The 15,905-nt window shown below is 69.4% G+C and carries 18 protein-coding genes and 1 tRNA gene; 6 read left to right on the forward strand and 13 right to left on the reverse strand.

The annotated features are described in order from the left end of the window. Positions 1–25: 25 nt before the first annotated feature. The 3 genes from ACX40P_RS09625 to ACX40P_RS09635 all read right to left on the reverse strand — a co-directional run bounded on the left by ACX40P_RS09625 (position 26) and on the right by ACX40P_RS09635 (position 1,609). A complete protein-coding gene (locus tag ACX40P_RS09625) occupies positions 26–412 on the reverse strand; it encodes a VOC family protein (protein WP_459126124.1) in 387 nt (128 codons plus the stop codon). Positions 413–625: 213 nt separating this feature from the next. Then, positions 626–1,330 (reverse strand): murein L,D-transpeptidase catalytic domain family protein, encoded by a 705-nt coding sequence (locus ACX40P_RS09630; RefSeq protein WP_459126125.1) that lies wholly within the window; start codon positions 1,328–1,330, stop codon positions 626–628. A 202-nt stretch (positions 1,331–1,532) separates the two neighbouring features. Beyond that, positions 1,533–1,609: transfer RNA gene (locus ACX40P_RS09635), tRNA-Arg, on the reverse strand. 59 nt (positions 1,610–1,668) lie between these two features. On the opposite strand from ACX40P_RS09635, the gene ACX40P_RS09640 reads away from it, so the two are divergent. Next, positions 1,669–2,412 carry a queuosine precursor transporter gene (locus ACX40P_RS09640; protein ID WP_459126126.1) on the forward strand — a complete coding sequence of 248 codons (744 nt, stop codon included), beginning with the start codon at positions 1,669–1,671 and terminating at the stop codon, positions 2,410–2,412. 7 nt (positions 2,413–2,419) lie between these two features. Here the strand turns inward: ACX40P_RS09640 and purQ are convergent, their stop codons facing one another. From purQ to ACX40P_RS09675, 7 genes are all read right to left on the reverse strand, one after another. Beyond that, positions 2,420–3,094, reverse strand: coding sequence for a phosphoribosylformylglycinamidine synthase subunit PurQ (purQ, locus tag ACX40P_RS09645; RefSeq protein WP_459126127.1), 675 nt, complete (start codon positions 3,092–3,094; stop codon positions 2,420–2,422). Continuing rightward, the gene (purS, locus tag ACX40P_RS09650; protein ID WP_459126128.1) at positions 3,091–3,324 is read right to left on the reverse strand and encodes a phosphoribosylformylglycinamidine synthase subunit PurS; all 234 of its coding nucleotides are present in this window, start codon (positions 3,322–3,324) and stop codon (positions 3,091–3,093) included. Before purS ends, purQ begins: the two co-directional genes overlap by 4 nt. A gap of 221 nt (positions 3,325–3,545) precedes the next feature. After that, positions 3,546–4,916 carry a surface lipoprotein assembly modifier gene (locus tag ACX40P_RS09655; RefSeq protein ID WP_459126129.1) on the reverse strand — a complete coding sequence of 457 codons (1,371 nt, stop codon included), beginning with the start codon at positions 4,914–4,916 and terminating at the stop codon, positions 3,546–3,548. A 28-nt stretch (positions 4,917–4,944) separates the two neighbouring features. Then, positions 4,945–6,198 carry a HupA family protein gene (locus ACX40P_RS09660; protein WP_459126130.1) on the reverse strand — a complete coding sequence of 418 codons (1,254 nt, stop codon included), beginning with the start codon at positions 6,196–6,198 and terminating at the stop codon, positions 4,945–4,947. Positions 6,199–6,297: 99 nt separating this feature from the next. After that, positions 6,298–7,077, reverse strand: a complete 780-nt coding sequence (gene purC / locus ACX40P_RS09665; protein ID WP_459126131.1) for a phosphoribosylaminoimidazolesuccinocarboxamide synthase — start codon at positions 7,075–7,077, stop codon at positions 6,298–6,300. A gap of 95 nt (positions 7,078–7,172) precedes the next feature. Further along, on the reverse strand, positions 7,173–8,006 hold the full coding sequence (locus ACX40P_RS09670; protein WP_459126132.1) for a hypothetical protein: 834 nt from the start codon (positions 8,004–8,006) through the stop codon (positions 7,173–7,175). A gap of 64 nt (positions 8,007–8,070) precedes the next feature. Then, positions 8,071–8,955, reverse strand: coding sequence for an alpha/beta hydrolase family protein (locus tag ACX40P_RS09675; protein WP_459126133.1), 885 nt, complete (start codon positions 8,953–8,955; stop codon positions 8,071–8,073). A gap of 92 nt (positions 8,956–9,047) precedes the next feature. Here ACX40P_RS09675 and ACX40P_RS09680 point away from each other — a divergent pair, with 92 nt between their 5' ends. From ACX40P_RS09680 to ACX40P_RS09690, 3 genes are read left to right on the forward strand one after another with little or no spacing between them, the layout of a single operon-like run. Continuing rightward, a complete protein-coding gene (locus ACX40P_RS09680) occupies positions 9,048–9,497 on the forward strand; it encodes an iron-sulfur cluster assembly scaffold protein (RefSeq protein WP_459126645.1) in 450 nt (149 codons plus the stop codon). After that, complete coding sequence (locus ACX40P_RS09685) at positions 9,494–11,329, forward strand: cation:proton antiporter domain-containing protein (protein WP_459126134.1); 1,836 nt, start codon at positions 9,494–9,496, stop codon at positions 11,327–11,329. The genes ACX40P_RS09680 and ACX40P_RS09685 overlap by 4 nt, the downstream gene beginning before the upstream one ends. Before the next feature lie 21 nt (positions 11,330–11,350). After that, positions 11,351–11,680 (forward strand): DUF423 domain-containing protein, encoded by a 330-nt coding sequence (locus ACX40P_RS09690; RefSeq protein ID WP_459126135.1) that lies wholly within the window; start codon positions 11,351–11,353, stop codon positions 11,678–11,680. Between the two features lie 433 nt (positions 11,681–12,113). Here the strand turns inward: ACX40P_RS09690 and ACX40P_RS09695 are convergent, their stop codons facing one another. The 3 genes from ACX40P_RS09695 to ACX40P_RS09705 are packed head-to-tail and all read right to left on the reverse strand — an operon-like array spanning position 12,114 to position 13,907. Then, positions 12,114–12,254 carry a DUF2256 domain-containing protein gene (locus ACX40P_RS09695; RefSeq protein WP_459126136.1) on the reverse strand — a complete coding sequence of 47 codons (141 nt, stop codon included), beginning with the start codon at positions 12,252–12,254 and terminating at the stop codon, positions 12,114–12,116. Beyond that, a complete protein-coding gene (gene aroB, locus ACX40P_RS09700; RefSeq protein WP_459126137.1) occupies positions 12,235–13,338 on the reverse strand; it encodes a 3-dehydroquinate synthase in 1,104 nt (367 codons plus the stop codon). Before aroB ends, ACX40P_RS09695 begins: the two co-directional genes overlap by 20 nt. Next, positions 13,335–13,907: a shikimate kinase gene (locus tag ACX40P_RS09705; RefSeq protein WP_459126138.1), complete on the reverse strand. Its 573-nt coding sequence runs from the start codon at positions 13,905–13,907 to the stop codon at positions 13,335–13,337. Before ACX40P_RS09705 ends, aroB begins: the two co-directional genes overlap by 4 nt. 84 nt (positions 13,908–13,991) lie before the next feature. Between ACX40P_RS09705 and ACX40P_RS09710 the strand changes: the two genes are divergently transcribed. Next, positions 13,992–14,126, forward strand: a complete 135-nt coding sequence (locus tag ACX40P_RS09710) for a hypothetical protein (protein ID WP_459126139.1) — start codon at positions 13,992–13,994, stop codon at positions 14,124–14,126. Then, positions 14,110–15,888, forward strand: coding sequence for a hypothetical protein (locus tag ACX40P_RS09715; RefSeq protein WP_459126140.1), 1,779 nt, complete (start codon positions 14,110–14,112; stop codon positions 15,886–15,888). Before ACX40P_RS09710 ends, ACX40P_RS09715 begins: the two co-directional genes overlap by 17 nt. The last annotated feature ends 17 nt before the right edge of the window (positions 15,889–15,905 follow it).

The following is a 15,905-nucleotide window of genomic DNA, read 5'->3' on the forward strand; positions in this document are numbered from 1 at the left end:
CAGCGAGGTTCCCGGTGGTTTTTCGTCAGGCGGCCGGCATCCGATGCGTCGCGCAGACCTTGTTGCCGGTGGGATCGCGCAGATAGGCGAGGTACAGCGATCCGAACGCGTTCGAGCGCTTGCCGGGCGGATCTTCGATCGCCGTGCCGCCTGCTGCCAGCCCGGCCGCATGCCAGGCGTCCACCATCTCCGGGGACGCTGCCGCGAAGCCGACCGTGCCGCCGTTGGCGTGGCACGCCGGCTGCCCGTCGATCGGGCGCGACAGCATGAAAACGCCGCCGCCGTGCATCCAGGCGACGCGTCCCTTGTCGTCGGCCCGCCCGGCGCGCCCGCCGAGCGCCTGGATGGTCGCATCGTAGAACGCCTTCGACGCATCGATATCGTCGGCGCCCAGCATGACGTGGCTGAACATATCCTCTCCCCTATGGCGGGCATGTGCCCGACCGATGCGCCATAGTGACGCAATCCGGGGATCGGAGCCATCGAAGATGTTGGAAGCGGTTTCGCCCGCGAGGCCTACGCACATCGTGCCCCCAAGGCCGGGGCCCAGTTACGGTCGGCTAACGCGTTGCGGAGATCGGTCGTGTCCAAGCCTCAGCCTTCGCCGGGGTACGAGCAGGTCGGATCACGCCTTGGCGGCGTAGATCATCCGGCCTTCGCCCAGCACGTCGAACACGGTCTGCAACGTGTTCTCGCCCACCGCGAAACAGCCCTGGCTGCGGCCGAGCTTGCCGTGCGTCGCCAGCATGTCCTGGTTCGAATACCAGGCGCCGTGAACGACGATCGCGCGATCGAGCGCCTTGTCGTTGGTCGGATCGAGCCCGATCAGCCGCTGCGACCGGCCGTGCTTGCCGATATAATAGTTGCTGGCGAGGAAGGCGCCTTCGCTCGACGCGTTCGATCCATCGACGTTCGAGAATCGTTGCAGCCAGCCGGTGTGCGCCGGATCGGACCCACTGCCGTGCGCGACGAGCAGCGAGGTCGTCGTGCCGTCGGTCAGGTCGACGAGATGGAAGCGCGGCTCCGACGACGATACCGAAAAATCGGCGATGGCGATCCGGTCAGCCCGCGCGATCGTGCCGCGATGCTGGTCGAGCGATGCAAGCGCGCGATGAAAGATCTCGGGCCGGACACCGAGCGGGGCTGTGGGACGGACGGCGACCTGCGCGGGCACGGGCACCGCGATGGGCGGTGGCGGAGGAGCGGGATGCACGTCGGCGACCTTGGCGATCTGCTGTGCGCAGCCGGGCATCAGCATGACGCTGCCCATCACGATCGTCGATTTGAGAAAGGCCCGTCGCGAATTCGCGCCAGCCGCCGTGTCCAGCATCCAGTCCGTCCGTCGTCGTTGTCGGGAGACCGTCATATAGCATTCCCGTCGAGTGTTTTCAGCCACTTGGTTCCGTTATTTCACCGCGCGTATCGCTCGACTGGCCGCGTGATTGTCTGATCGGCGCGTCGGAAACCACGCGCGGAAGTGTCGCGCGATATGGTTGCGAATCCGCTAACCGCGTGGGTGACGGGATGTGGAATGGCGCGCCCGGAGGGATTCGAACCCCCGACCGAGGAGGTAGAAGCTCCTTGCTCTATCCAGCTGAGCTACGGGCGCGGACACGCATTCGTTAGCGCGGATTGTCGGCGCGTCAAACCGCGATCATAACCGCGCGCATGAACGAAGGGGACCAGCCAGTCGCGACCGATGCCGATGCGATGTCGGCGGGCGCGTTTCGCTATTATGATCTGGTGATGGCGGCGTTCGTCGCCATCCTACTGCTGTCGAACTTGATCGGTGCGGCCAAGCGCGCGGCGATCGACCTGCCGGGGATCGGCGCGTGGTCGTTCGGCGCGGGCATCCTGTTCTTTCCTTTGAGTTACATCATCGGCGACGTGCTGACCGAGGTCTATGGCTTCGCGCGGGCGCGGCGGGTGATCTGGACCGGCTTCGCCGCGCTGCTGTTCATGGCGGTGATGGCGTGGGTCGTCGTCGCGCTGCCACCTGCCGCGGGCTGGGAGGGGCAGGGCGCGTACGAGGCGGTGTTCGGCGCGACGTGGCGGATCGTCTTCGCCTCGATGATCGCGTTCTGGGTCGGGGAGTTCGCCAACAGCGTGGTGCTGGCGCGGATGAAGGTCTGGACCGGCGGGCGCCATCTGTGGTCGCGCACGATCGGCTCGACGATCGTCGGGCAGGCATTCGATAGCGTGATCTTCTACCCGCTCGCGTTCTGGGGTGCGACCGGCTGGACCGGCGAACAGATCGCGCAGGTCGTCGTCAGCCAGTTCGTGCTGAAGACATTGTGGGAGGTGCTGCTGACGCCGTTCACCTATGCTGTGGTCGGCTGGCTCAAGCGGCGCGAGGGGGTGGATGTGTTCGACCGGAGTACGGACTTCACGCCGTTTCGCGCGCGGGTTTGAGCGGCGATCAAGCTGTCGCCAACGCGCCCTGTACAAGGCTCTCGAACAGCCGCCGTCCGTCCGTCCCGCCATGCGCCGCTTCGATGCGGCGCTCCGGGTGCGGCATCATGCCGAGCACGTTGCCGCGGTCGTTCAGGATGCCGGCGATGCCGCGGGCCGAGCCGTTGACGTCCGCGCCGTATCGGAACGCGACGCGCCCCTCACCCTCCAGCCGGTCGAGCGTCGCGTCGTCGGCGAAGTAATTGCCGTCGTGGTGCGCGACCGGGACGGTGATGCGCTGACCCTCGTCATAGCCGCGCGTGAACAGGCTGTCGGCGTTGGCGACGACCAGCGGCACGTCGCGGCACACGAAGTCCAGCCCCGCGTTGCGCATCAGCGCGCCGGGCAGCAGGCCCGATTCGGTCAGCACCTGGAACCCGTTGCACACGCCCAGGACCGGCACGCCGCGCTCCGCCGCCGCGACGACCGCGCGCATGACCGGCGAGCGCGCCGAGATCGCGCCGCAGCGCAGATAGTCGCCGTAGGAGAAGCCGCCGGGCAGCGCGATCAGGTCGAGGCCGTCGGGCAGGTCGCTGTCGCCGTGCCACACCATGGCCGGCGCGGTGCCGCCGACGTCGCGGATCGCCACGGCTAGATCGCGGTCGCAGTTCGATCCCGGAAAGACGACGACCGCGGCCTTCATGCCGCGCGCTCGATGCGGTAGTTTTCGACGACGGTGTTGGCGAGCAGCTTGCGGCACATCTCGTCGACCGCGGCATCCGACGTGTCGTCGGCGACCTCCATTTCGAAGATCTTGCCGGCGCGCACGCTGTCCACCCCGCCGAAACCCAGACCCGACAGCGCCTGCTCGATCGCCTTGCCCTGCGGGTCGAGCACGCCCGGCTTCAACGTGACGACGATACGCAGCTTCATGGGCGGGCCTTTCGGGGGAGGCGGGAATTGCGCGTGCCTATGCCGAATGGGGGGCGGGGCGGCAAGGATTCTCCATCCCGTTCGTGCTGAGCCTGTCGAAGCACTGCCCTTCTTTCCAGGCCTCGCGCCCGGCGGCACGAGGAAGGACAGTGCTTCGACAAGCTCAGTACGAACGGGGTGGGGGCGTCGCAACAGGTCCGGGGTGACGGGTCTATCGCGGCTCAGAAATAGCGTGCCACCGCGAAGCGCAGGCGCAGGCGGTCGGTGGTGAAGAACCGCACGGTCGAACTGTTGCGCGCATAGCTGAGCGTCATCTGCGGCGAGAAGCCGAGCACGCGCAGCTTGCGGTTTCCCACCGTCACGCGCGCGTTGTAGCGCCAGTCGCGACGCGGGTCGGTCGAGAAGAGCGGCATCGCCGCGTCGAAGGTCGCGCGGCTGACGCTGCCGCTCACCCCGAAGTTGATGCCGAACGGCAGCTCGCCACCCAGCCCCAGTGTCGTGCCGAGTTCGGTGTTCGAGTACGCGTCCGACCTGAGCGCGTCGCGCCGGCCGAACACCCCGAGCGAGGCGACCAGATTGCGCCCGATCGCACGTTCCCCGGTCGCGTAGAGACCGCTCTGCCAACCGCTGAAATTCGCGTCGAACGCCGCGTCGGTATGGCGGCTGTCGAGTTGGAGCCCAAGTCGGTTTCGCGTGCCGAACGCGAACTGGCCGCCGATGCGCGCGCCGAACTGGCGGCTGGCGACGTGTCCGCCGAACCAGCGCTGCGCCGCGACGCCCTCCAGCGAGACGCTTTTCGTGGGCGTCAGCGAAAGCTCGACGCCGGCATTGGTCTGGAACAGATAGTCGTCGAAGGCCTTGCCGGCGTAATTCGTGCCGTTGGTGTCGACCCCGGCGAGCAGCGCCGTGTTCTCGCCGAACGGCAAACGCAGCCCGGTCGAGATCGTCGCGGTCTGCCCGTTGCCGGAGCGCGCGCGGGCGTTGCCGTCGAGATCGACGGGCAGGACGGTGTCGCCGAAGTTGAGGTCGATCTGGCTGGCGCCGGTCGCGTTGTTGATGTTGCTGTCGGGCGCGATCCCGACATCGACATCGAACCGCCACGCGCGGCGCGAGCGGATGACCTGACGCACCCCGCGGATCGCGGCGGCGACATCGGGCGGCAACTCGCCGCTCTGCTCCGCCATGCGGAACTGCCGGTCGGCGCTGGCGGTCTGGCCGAGCTGAAGCATGGCGTGCGCGAGCTCGAGGCGGACGCGCGTCTGGCCGGGATCGTCGGCCAGAATCGCCTTGTAGATGCCGGCCGCGCGGGCGTAATCACCCTGCTGCGCGGCGGAATAGCCGGCGAGAAAGCGGCTGGGCAGCAGCATGCCGGTCGCCTGCTCGAGCGCCTGGATGAGCGGCTTCGCCTCTGCGAAGCGACGTTCCGCCACCAGCGACTCGGCGCGCGCCAGCAATTGTTCGGGCGTCAACCGGACCTGGCAGATGCCGTAGCTGCAATCCGCCCCGGCGGGATCGGCGTACGCCGCGGCCGGCAGGCCGCCGGCCAGCATGCCGGCCAGCAGTGGGGCCAGCGTCGATCGAAACGGCGTCACGCGCTATTCCCCCGGTAACGCCGTCGCCCTACTTCTTCGCGCCGGTGAAGGCGCCGAGGATGTCGACGCGCTGGTTCGGCACGCCGCCCACGATGCGGAAGTTGCCGCCGACGTTGACCGCGTTGGGACCATAGAAGGTGCCGTCGATCGAATTCGCGCCGGCGACATTGTTGTTCGGATTGACCTGGTCGTAGATCGGCACCGTCGTCCCGTTGGTGTTCGAGAAGGTCACGCTGCTGAAGCGGCCGGTGAAGCCGCCCGTCGACACGAGGTTGATCGAGCCCGATCCGACCGCGCGGAAGGTCGATCCGCCCGGAACGCCCGTCGCGGTGTCGCCCAGCGTCTGTCCGCCGTAGTTGGCAGGCGAAACGGTGCCGGTGAGCAGCATCGACATGGTCTGCGCGCTGAAATCGAACGTCAGCGAACTGGTGCCGGTGATCCACTGGAAATAATTGGGGGTCCGGCTGCTGATCGAGGTGTTGACGACCATCGACGCCAGCAGGCCGCCTTCGAAGGTGCCGGTGCCGCTGATCGGGATCTGCGAGCGCAGCGTGTCCTGACCGAACACCATCGCGCCGCGTTCGAACGTCGATTCGGTCGCTGCCTTGAAGATCGTCGCGTCGGCGGTGCGATCATAGGCGTTGCGGACATAGCCGGCGAGCGACACGTACTTGGTCTGCGCGCCGGGACGCTGGTAGAAGAATGTGATGCGATCCTCGCGACCCAGATCGACCGTGGTCGCGGTCGTCGAGGGCGCGCGGTACGTCCCGCCCACCACCTGGATATAGTTGAAATCGTTCAGCACGGGCACGCCCCACGCCGGGCTGTCCGCGCGGTGACCGGGGTCTTGGAAATTGAGCGTGCTGGTGTTCAGTCCGGCCTTGGCGTCGACGAAGCTGACCGTGAAGATGCCGTCGCGCGGGCTGTAGGTGACGGTGCCGGACGGCGTGCGCACGGTGCTGGCATTGGCTTGATACAGCACCGGGCCGGTCTGGTTCGCGACGCCGGTTTCGTTGACGGCGAGCGTCTGGAACGCGCCGACCGCGTTGAAGCGCGTTTCGGATGTCACGTCGAGCAGATGCGCCGGTGAGGTCACGGTGGTGCCAGTACCCGTGCCCGTGCCGCCGGTGCCCGTCGTCACGCCGCCGCCGGTGCCTCCGGTCGCGCCGCCGGTCGATCCCGTGCCTGCCGGCGGAGCGACGCTGCCCACGCTCTGCGGGCCGGTTGCTCCGCCGCAGGCGGTTAGGGCCAGCAGCGGCAGTGCTGCGATCAAGCTACGCATGGTCGTTCGTTCCCCGTTCGAAGGTCTTCGGGGAACGACTAGCCGGAGAGGGTTAACAGGCGGCTAAAGCCCGGCCGATTTGCGCGGCCGGGCAGGCGCTTACTTGCCGCGGCGCTTGCGGTGGCTTTCGAGGTCGAGCACCGCCGAATCGGCGCCCTCGGGCAGCAGGCCCAGCCGGCGTGCGACCTCCTGATAGGCTTCCACCTCGCCGCCCAGGTCGCGGCGGAAGCGGTCCTTGTCCAGCTTCTCGTTGGTCGCCATGTCCCACAGGCGGCAGCCATCCGGGCTGATCTCGTCCGCCAGGATGATGCGGCCGAAGTCGTTGTCCCAGATCCGCCCGAACTCCAGCTTGAAGTCGACCAGGCGGATGCCGATGCCCGCGAACAGGCCCGACAGGAAATCGTTGATGCGAATGGCCATGTCGGCCATGTCGTGCAGCTCGTCCTGCTGCGCCCAGCCGAAGCACAGAACGTGTTCCTCCGAGATCATCGGATCGCCGAGCGCGTCGTCCTTGTAGTAATATTCGACGATCGTGCGGGGCAGGGGCGTGCCCTCCTCGATCCCCAGCTTCTTGCTGAGCGAGCCCGCCGCGACGTTGCGCACCACGACCTCGATCGGCACGATCTCGACCTGCCGGATCAACTGCTCGCGCATGTTCAGGCGGCGGATGAAGTGCGTCGGAATGCCGATATGGCCGAGCAGCGTGAAGATATGCTCGGAAATCCGATTGTTCAGCACGCCCTTGCCGCTGATCGTGCCCTTCTTCTGCGCGTTGAAGGCGGTCGCGTCGTCCTTGAAATACTGGATCAGCGTGCCGGGCTCAGGGCCCTCGTACAGGATCTTGGCCTTGCCTTCGTAAATCTGGCGACGACGAACCATGCACCTGGGCCCTTCAAAACGATTCGCCCCGGCGGCGGATCGGCCGGCCGGGGCGGGATGGCCGGCCTATATCGAAGGCGGGCAAGGCGTGCAAACTACTCGGCGGCCCGTTCGCGCAGCCACCATCGCTTCAAAGCGGAACCGAAGCGGCGCCACAGCAGCACCACGACCAGCAGGGCGAGCGCCGGCGGGACGAGCGCGGCGAGCAGCCAGAGCACCACCGCCAGCGTCCACTGCACCGATCCGATCGCGGTATCGGCGGCGCGGGCGAACGGCGATGTCGCGTCGAACCCGCGGATCGCCTGTCCGGAGGCATAGGTGAAGGTCATCGGCGTGCTGGCCAGCGTCTCGCGCTGGCCGGCGACCTCTGCGGTTGCGGCGCGGATGCTCTCGTCGAGCGTGGCGCGCTGGCGCAGCAGTTCGGCACGCGCGGCGCTGCCGATGCCGGGGCGGGCCAGCTCGGTATCGATCCGCCCGCGCTCCTGCGCGATGCGGCTGCGGTCGCTTTCGCCCCGCGCGATCGCCTGCCCGGCGTCGACGCCGGTGATCTCCGCATCGGTCAGCATGCCCTCGGCCTGTTCGATCGCGACGATGCCCTGCCGCCCAAATACGCGTGCGATAGCAGGGGCGAGCTTGAACGACAGCATCGCGTCGATGCCGTAGCCGTCCGACACGGTGTAGCGCATGCCGGTGATCCGGCAGCGCGCGATCCCCAGCCGCTCGCACGCCTGTGCATGCGCCTCCTGCGTGGCGGCGATGCGCGGAGCGGGCAGGCGGAACGCGTAACGATAGTTGAACGCGACGCCGGGTGCTGCGGTGACGGCGATGCCGGGGCCGGCCGAGTCCTCGACATCGGGGGTTTCGCGCTCTTGCTGAGCGCCGCAGCTGGCCAGCGCGGCGGCCATCACGAGTACACCGATCCGTCGCATCGCCCGCTCTCCCCGTCCGATACGATATCCTACCCCCGCGATAGGTGCAGGCGTCAAGCGGGAATCAGCGCCGCGCCAGCGCCGCCAGGATCAGCCGCTTTGTCGCCGCCCACGCGCCGCTTTCGGGCGCGACCAGCTCGACATGCCCGGTGTCGGGCACGGTGGTGAGCGTCGCGCTGTCCCCCGCCTTCGTCGCGGCGGCGACATAGTCGGTCGCCATGCGATAGGGGATGATGCGATCCTCGCGGCCGTTCACCAGATCCTGGCGGACGCCCAGCGGCAGCAGGCGGGGGACGGAGGTGTCGGCGTACGGATCGGCGCGCGCGCCATCCGTTCGCGGGCCGACCAGCTTCGCGACGACTTCGGTGCCGCAACCATTGTCCGGGCTGTTCGCGGTCGCCTCCAGGTCGGGCAGCCCGCCCAGCGACACGACATGGTCGATCCGCAATGGGTGCGCGGTGCGCAACACGCTGTCCTTCGGCAGCTTCGGCCGTCCCGCCAGCCACAGCGCCAGATGTCCGCCGGCGCTATGCCCGACCGCGACGATGCGGCGCGTGTCGAGGTGGTAGGTCTTCGCCAGCGCCGGCAGCCGGTCCGCCGCCGCTGCAGCATCGGCGAAGGTGCCGGGATAGCCGCCGCCGGTGCGATCGACGCCGCGATAGTCGATGTTCCATACTGCGATGCCGTCGCGGCGCAGGTCGTCGGCGATCCAGTTCACCAGGCTGCGGTCGGCGATCTCCGTCTGCCAGCAGCCGCCGTGGACCATCACCACCACCGGGTGCGGCCCCTTGCCGGCGGGCAGCCAAACGTCGACCTTCTGCATCTGGTCGGGGCCGTAGCTGATCGTGGCATCGGCCTTCGGTTTGGGCCGCGACGTCAGGTCGGGCCAGGTCAGCAACTGCGCGGGCATGATCGCGGCGATAGCGGGGAGCAGGGCGAGGGCAAGCATGGGAGCGAGCGTAGCGGGGGTTTGGGAATCCACCATCCCCGTTCGATCCGTTGGGTATAGAGGGGGTGCCAATCGCCCGCCCACCCGCCTACATGTGCGACGTGACCCCGCCGCTCTACAACGCCCGTATCCTCCGCCTCGCGGCGTCCATTCCGAATCACGAGCGATTGCCGCAGCCGATGGCGACGTCCGAGAAGCGATCGCCGGTGTGCGGCAGCCGGGTGACGATCGATGTGACGGTCGACGCGGACGGTCGCGTCGACACGGTCGGCCTGCTGGTCCGCGCCTGCGCGCTGGGACAGGCATCGGCGGCGTTGCTGGGCGCCAACATCGTCGGCAAGTCGGCGGACGAGCTGGCAGCGGCGCGCGATGCGCTGACCGCGTGGCTGGCGGGTGAGCGCGATACGCCGCCCGACTGGCCCGAACTCGAGCTGTTCACCCCCGCTTTGCCGTACAGCGCGCGCCACGCCTCGATCCGGCTCGCGTTCGAGGCGGCGGCAGAAGCCGCGGCGGATGCGGGCGCGACGGTGGTGGCACGATGAACGAGGCCGCTCACGCCGACGCCAGCCTGCTGCACGATGCGGTGCCGCTGCTGGGCTTCGCGCTCGTCTTCGTGCTCATCTTCCGCCGGTTCGGGCTGGGCGCGACGCTCGGCTATCTCGTCGCCGGCGCGCTGGTCGGTCCCCACGTCCTCGGCCTCGTCGGCGGGGCGGAGGGCAAGATGGACATCGCCGAACTCGGCATCGTCCTGCTGCTGTTCCTCGTCGGGCTGGAGCTGAACCCGTCGCGGCTGTGGCGGATGAAGCAGGACATCTTCGCGATCGGGGGCCTTCAGGTCGTCGCCTGCGGCCTCGTCATCGCCGCGATCCTGTTCACGGTCGCGCGCTTCTCCCCCTATGCGGCCCTCGCGCTGGGCCTGCCGCTCGCCTTGTCGTCGACGGCGCAGGTGCTGCCGATGCTGCAGTCGGCGGGGCGGATGGGCACGCCGTTCGGCGAGCGCGCCTTTGCGATCCTGTTGTTTCAGGATCTGTCGATCGTCCCGATGATAACCATCGTCGCGGCGATGAGCCGCAACCCCGCCGACGCGGGTGGGCCGCCGGGCTGGCTGTTGTTCGTCTATACCGTCGTCGCGATCGTCGGGCTGATCGCGGCGGGCCGCTATCTGCTGCGCCCGCTGTTCCGCCTGATCGGCAATCTGGGCGAGCGCGAGATGTTCGTGTTCGCCGGACTGTTCACCGTCATCGCCAGCGCCGCGGTGATGGAGGCGCTGGGGCTGTCGGCGGCGCTGGGCGCGTTCATCGCCGGCATGATGCTGGCCGACTCGCCCTACCGGCACGAGCTGGAGGCGGATGTCGAGCCGTTCCGTTCGATCCTGCTCGGCCTGTTCTTCCTTGCCGTCGGCATGATGCTCGATCTGGGCGCCATCGCCGAACGGCCGGTGTTCGTCGTCACGATGGCGCTGACGCTGGTCGTGGTGAAGGCGGCGATCGTGATGGGCATTGCCCTCCTGTTCCGCACGCCGTGGCGACCGGCGCTGGCGCTCGGCCTGCTGCTGAGCCAGGGCGGCGAATTCGGCTTCGTGCTGTTCGCGCAGGCCAAGGACGCGTGGCTGATCGCGCCCGAGGCGGCCAGCCTGTTCGGCGCGATCGTCACCCTGTCGATGGCGACCACGCCGTTCCTGATGATGGCTACCCGCCGCTTCCGCGCCGAACCGCTGAAGCGCGAGGAGCGCGACGGCCCGCAGGCGGACGGATCGAACGCGCTGATCGTCGGCTATGGCCGCTTCGGCCAGACGGTCGGCCAGATGCTGCTGGGTCAGGGCATACCGGTGACGCTGATCGACACTGATATCGAGATGATCGACATCGCCGGCGAATTCGGCGCGAAGGTCTATTACGGCGACGGCACCCGCATCGACATGCTGCGTCAGGCGGGCGCGGCGGATGCCGAGCTCATCATGTTCTGCATCGACGGCGACCAGATCGGCCCCGACCTGGTCGCGGCGGTGCATGAGGCGTTTCCGAAGGCGGCGATCTTCGTGCGTGCCTTCGACCGTCGTGCCCTGCTGAAGCTGAAGGGGACGGCCGTCACCGGCGTGGTGCGCGAAGTGCTCGATTCGGCGGTGCGCATGGCGCGACAGGCGATGGCCGCGGTCGGCGTCGACGCCGCCGAGATCGACCGCACCGAAGACCTCTACCGCCGCCGCGACCGCGAACGGCTGAAAATCCAGTATGAGGAAGGCGACATGCTGACCGCCCGCGCCCGCGTGCTGGCCGAAACCGGCGGCTGGGTGCAGCGCAATCCGGACGCGGTCGCGAGCGACGCTGCCGATGTCGTGCCGCCGCGCAAGGCGACGGAGACGGGTTGCGGATGATCGAAGCGAGGAGCTGAGGCAATGAACTGGATCGCGATACTGGCGGCATTGTCGGGTGCGCTGTCGATCGCCGCGGGGGCGTTCGGGGCGCATGGCGCGGAGGGCAAGGCGGCCGAGTGGCTGCGCACGGGCGCGCAGTACCAGCTCATCCACGCCGTCGCGGCGCTGGTCGCGCTGCAAATGGGCGCGCGCGGGCCGGCGTGGTGCTTCCTCGCGGGCGGCGCGATCTTTGCCGGCACGCTCTACGCGATGGCGGAGGGTGCGCCGAAATGGCTGGGGGCTGTCACGCCGATCGGTGGAGCGCTGTTGATCGGGGGATGGGCGTGGCTGGCTTGGGTGGCGCGGGGGTAGTTGGCTTTCCCGTTCGTGCCGCAAACACTGCGTTCGACGTCGAAGAACGGGGCTTCGACAATATCAGCACAAACGGGTCGTATCCCCCTCCGTTCGCCCTGAGCTTGTCGAAGGGCTGCCCTTCTTCGTGCCGCAGGGCGCGATGCCTGAAAGAAAGAGCAGGGCTTCGACAAGCTCAGCCCGAACGGGGGGTGTGCGTGCTCCCCTCGCCCGGCGGCGCGTGGCATGGTGTGCTTCGACTTCGCTCAGTACGAACGAAGCGCGTTTTGACGCCGATGCTTCGTCAGCCCCTCCGTCACCCCGGACTTGTTCCGGGGTCCACTGGCCCGCGAGCGCTGTCTGTCACTTTCACGCGCATCGTTGGCCGCCCGGTGGACCCCGGAACAAGTCCGGGGTGACGGTTTGCGGGTGTGGCTTGCACGGTCGCTCCCCCCTACCGTTTCCGTCGGCAAGCATCCGAGCAATAAACCACACTCTCCCAGTCCCGCGCCCATTTCTTGCGCCACGTAAACGGGCGGTCGCAGGCGGGGCAGACCTTCGTGGGCAGGTCGCGCTTATCGACGCTGTTGGGCATCAAGATACGCCTCCACCGCGCCCAGATCGACCGTGCGGTCGAGGTACGTCCGGCCGATCCCGCGCGTGAGCAGGAAGGGGAGGGTGCCGGCATCCATCTTCTTATCGTGCAGCATGTGGCCGACCAGAGTCGCGCCGCTCGCGTCGATGCCCGCACTGGCGAGGTCGTGGGGCAGGCCGATCGCCCGCAGATGCGCCACGACCCGCCCGGCATCCTCCACCGCGCACAGCCCCTGCGCCGCCGAGAAGCCATAGGCCAGCGCCATCCCCGCCGCGACGCCTTCACCGTGGAGCAGCCGGTCGGAGAAGCCCGCCTCCGCCTCCAGCGCATGGCCGAAGGTGTGGCCGAGGTTGAGCAGCGCCCGTCGTCCGCTCGTCTCGCGCTCGTCCTCGCCGACGATGCGCGCCTTGGCCGCGACCGAGGTCGCGATGGCGTGTTCGCGCGCGGCCGGGTCGCCGGCCAGCAGCGCGGCGGCGTTGCCCTCGCACCACGCGAAGAAGGCGGGATCGTCGATCAGGCCGTATTTGACGACCTCGGCATAGCCGGCGCGGACGTCGCGGGGGGGTAGCGTGTCGAGCACCTGCGGGTCGATCAGCACGAGGGCGGGCTGGTGGAAGCTGCCGACCAGATTCTTGCCGGCCCGGCTGTTGATCGCGGTCTTGCCGCCGACCGACGAGTCGACCTGCGCCAGCAGGGTGGTCGGCACCTGCACGAAGCCGCAGCCGCGCTTCACGATGCTGCACGCGAAGCCGACGAGGTCGCCGACCACCCCGCCGCCGAGCGCGACGACATGGTCGCCGCGCTCCACGCCATGGTCGATCAGCGCGTCGCACAGCCGCTCCAGCTGCGCCCAGCTCTTGGTCGCCTCGCCCGACGGCAGGTCGATGACCGCGGTCTCCACCCTCGCATCGTCCAGCACGCCGCGCAGGGTCGCGAGGTGAGGCGCCACCGCCACATCGGCCACGATCGCCATGCGCCGCCCGCGCGCCAGCGGTCGCAGCCATTCGGCCGCCCGTGACAGCAACCCCGTCTCGATCACGACATCGTAAGAGCGATCGGACAGCGGAACGCGAACGATGGTCATATGCCCAGGGCCTTGCAGATGGCGGCGACGGTGACGTCGTGGGGGGTGTGGAAGCTGGAAATGCGGATCGGCGCCATCGCGTAGAACGGATTGCGGACCCGCGCGAGTTCGGTCAGCACGGCATGCGGATCGCGCCCGCGCAGCAGCGGGCGGGTGTCGCGCCGCCGCACGCGCTCGGCCAGCACGGCGGGATCGGCGTCGAGCCAGATCGCGGTCGCCGCCGACAGGATCAGCGTGCGCGTCTCCTCGTTGATGAACGCGCCGCCGCCCGTCGCGATCACCTTGCGCCGCCCGTCGATCAGCCGGGCGATGACGCGGCGTTCGCCGTCGCGGAAATAGGGCTCGCCGAACTTCTCGAAGATCTCGGCCACGGTCATCCCCGCCGCCGTCTCGATCTCGGTATCGGCATCGACGAAATCGAGGTGCAGGCGCTGCGCCAGCCGCCGCCCGACCGTGGACTTGCCCGCCCCCATCAGCCCGACGAGCACGATCGGCCGCTCCACCGCGTCCGCGGACACCCGGTCGGGAGCGCGGGGCCGGTCCGGATCGAGAGGATGCTGCGACGCCATGATCGACGGGGGCTATACATAAGGGACCCCGCTCGGGCAAAAGGCCGGTCGAACAGCTTTTGTACCCGTTTCGATAGGTGAATGATGTCGCGTCCCCTCCTGCTGCTGATCGTCCTCCTCGTCGTGGTGGTCGGGGGCCTGTTCGTCCTCGCCGGTCGGGACACGGCGAAGGAGCCCGTCCGCGTGGAGAAGGCGGTCGCGCTTGAAAACCTCTCGTAAGCGGATCGCCGGCGCGCTCGGCGCCGCGCTGCTGGCGGGGGCAGCGTGGCTGCCCGCGACCGGGCAGGACCGCCCCGAATCGATCCTGCCGCCCGGCTTCGGCGATCCCGCGCCGACGCCCGCGCCCAGCCCGCAGCCGGGCCAGCCCGCACCGATCCTGCCTCCCGCCGGCACCGGCGCCACGCCGGGCGAGGCGGCGCCGGGCGCGCCGACGCCCAGTCCGACGCCGACCGCCAGCGCGACGCCGATCGACCTCAGCGCCTATGAACTGCCCGCCTCCGCGCGCCGGTCGCTCGCGACAACCGGGGTGATCGGCGCGGACGTCGGTGGCCTGCCCGCGAACGCGTTCGGGGCGATCGGCGGCGCGACGACGGCGATGCTGATGCACCGGCTGGACGCGCCGATCCCGTCGCGCTGGCTGTCGATCGCGCTGCGCCGCGCGCTGGTGTCGCGCGTCGATACGCCGGCGGGGATCAACGGCGCAGATTTCGCCGCCGACCGCGCCTGGCTGCTGCTGCGCATGGGCGAGGCGGACGCTGCCCGCGCGGTGGTGCAGAGCGTCGACGTCGATACCTATTCGCCGCGCCTGTTCCAGGTGGCGATGCAGGCGATGCTGGCGACCGGCGACCCCGCCGGGCTGTGTCCGCTGGTCGAGCCGGCGAGCGCGGTGTCGGCCGAGCGCGGCTGGAGCTTCGCCCGCGCGATGTGCGCGGCGCTGTCGGGCAAACCTGAGGTGTCGAAGGCGTTCTTCGCCGGCGTCCGCCGCCGCAGCGGGCGCACGATCGATTCGTCGCTCGCCGAAAAGGTTGCCGGCGCCGCGGCGAGCGGTGCGGTGACGATCGAATGGGACGGCGTCGATCGGCTGACCGCGTGGCGCTACGGCCTCGCCACCGCGACGGGCGTCGCCATTCCCGACACGCTGATGGCCGGCGCCCGCCCGCATGTCGCGGCGTGGCGCGCGACCAGCCCGATGCTCGACGCACCGACCCGCGCGAGCGTTGCCGACTATGCCGCCAGCCAGGGCGTGCTGTCGAACGCGGCGCTGGTCGATCTCTATTCGGAGATCGAATCGGCCGACGACAGCAACAGCGCGGCGGGCGCGATCGGCCGCGACCTGCGCACCATCTATGCCGACGGTACGCCCGCGCAGCGCATGCAGGTGATGCGGCGGCTGTGGACCGAGCCGACGGACCGCCGCGCCCGCTTCGCGCGCAGCGTGCTGACCGCGCGCGCCGCGGCGGTCGTCGCGCCCAGCGCCGACCTGGCCGAGGATGCGCCGCGCCTGATCGCATCGATGCTGACCGCCGGGCTGGACCGGCAGGCGGCGCGCTGGTGGGGCGTGGTGCCGCAGGGTGGCGACGCCTGGGCGCTGCTCGCGCTCGGCGACCCGCGCAGCCGGCGCTTCTCCGCCGACGCGGTGGAGGGCTATGCCGGCGGCGGCGATCAGGCCGCGCTCAAGACGCGGATGCTGCTCGCCGGGCTGGCGGGGCTGGGCCGCCTGTCCCCGGAGGACGCGCGCGCGGCGGCGCAGTCGCTCGACGTGCGCGTGGGGCTCGACAACAGCTGGACCCGCGCGATCGACGCGGCGGCGGAGCGTGGCGAGGCAGGCACCGTGCTGCTGCTATTCGCGGTCGGCATGCAGACCCCCGACTGGCGCGGCGTGCCGCCCGAAGTGCTGTACCGCGGCTGCGATGCGCTGCGCAGGGTCGGCATGGGCGGCGCGGCGCGCATGATCGCGGCGGAGGCGATCGCGCGACTGTGATCGTCCACCGGCGGCGG

This window comes from Sphingomonas sp. RS2018 (assembly GCF_054489605.1).

Bases quoted from the DNA above. Each gene is read 5' to 3' on its own strand.
- ACX40P_RS09690 (WP_459126135.1), top strand. From the start codon at position 11,351: ATGAACTGGATCGCGATACTGGCGGCATTGTCGGGTGCGCTGTCGATC.
- ACX40P_RS09685 (WP_459126134.1), top strand. From the start codon at position 9,494: ATGAACGAGGCCGCTCACGCCGACGCCAGCCTGCTGCACGATGCGGTG.
- ACX40P_RS09660 (WP_459126130.1), bottom strand. From the start codon at position 6,198: ATGCGTAGCTTGATCGCAGCACTGCCGCTGCTGGCCCTAACCGCCTGC.
- ACX40P_RS09640 (WP_459126126.1), top strand. From the start codon at position 1,669: ATGAACGAAGGGGACCAGCCAGTCGCGACCGATGCCGATGCGATGTCG.
- ACX40P_RS09680 (WP_459126645.1), top strand. From the start codon at position 9,048: ATGTGCGACGTGACCCCGCCGCTCTACAACGCCCGTATCCTCCGCCTC.
- purQ (WP_459126127.1), bottom strand. From the start codon at position 3,094: ATGAAGGCCGCGGTCGTCGTCTTTCCGGGATCGAACTGCGACCGCGAT.
- ACX40P_RS09705 (WP_459126138.1), bottom strand. From the start codon at position 13,907: ATGGCGTCGCAGCATCCTCTCGATCCGGACCGGCCCCGCGCTCCCGAC.
- ACX40P_RS09675 (WP_459126133.1), bottom strand. From the start codon at position 8,955: ATGCTTGCCCTCGCCCTGCTCCCCGCTATCGCCGCGATCATGCCCGCG.
- ACX40P_RS09670 (WP_459126132.1), bottom strand. From the start codon at position 8,006: ATGCGACGGATCGGTGTACTCGTGATGGCCGCCGCGCTGGCCAGCTGC.
- ACX40P_RS09695 (WP_459126136.1), bottom strand. From the start codon at position 12,254: ATGCCCAACAGCGTCGATAAGCGCGACCTGCCCACGAAGGTCTGCCCC.
- aroB (WP_459126137.1), bottom strand. From the start codon at position 13,338: ATGACCATCGTTCGCGTTCCGCTGTCCGATCGCTCTTACGATGTCGTG.
- ACX40P_RS09625 (WP_459126124.1), bottom strand. From the start codon at position 412: ATGTTCAGCCACGTCATGCTGGGCGCCGACGATATCGATGCGTCGAAG.
- purC (WP_459126131.1), bottom strand. From the start codon at position 7,077: ATGGTTCGTCGTCGCCAGATTTACGAAGGCAAGGCCAAGATCCTGTAC.
- ACX40P_RS09630 (WP_459126125.1), bottom strand. From the start codon at position 1,330: ATGCTGGACACGGCGGCTGGCGCGAATTCGCGACGGGCCTTTCTCAAA.
- ACX40P_RS09710 (WP_459126139.1), top strand. From the start codon at position 13,992: ATGTCGCGTCCCCTCCTGCTGCTGATCGTCCTCCTCGTCGTGGTGGTC.
- purS (WP_459126128.1), bottom strand. From the start codon at position 3,324: ATGAAGCTGCGTATCGTCGTCACGTTGAAGCCGGGCGTGCTCGACCCG.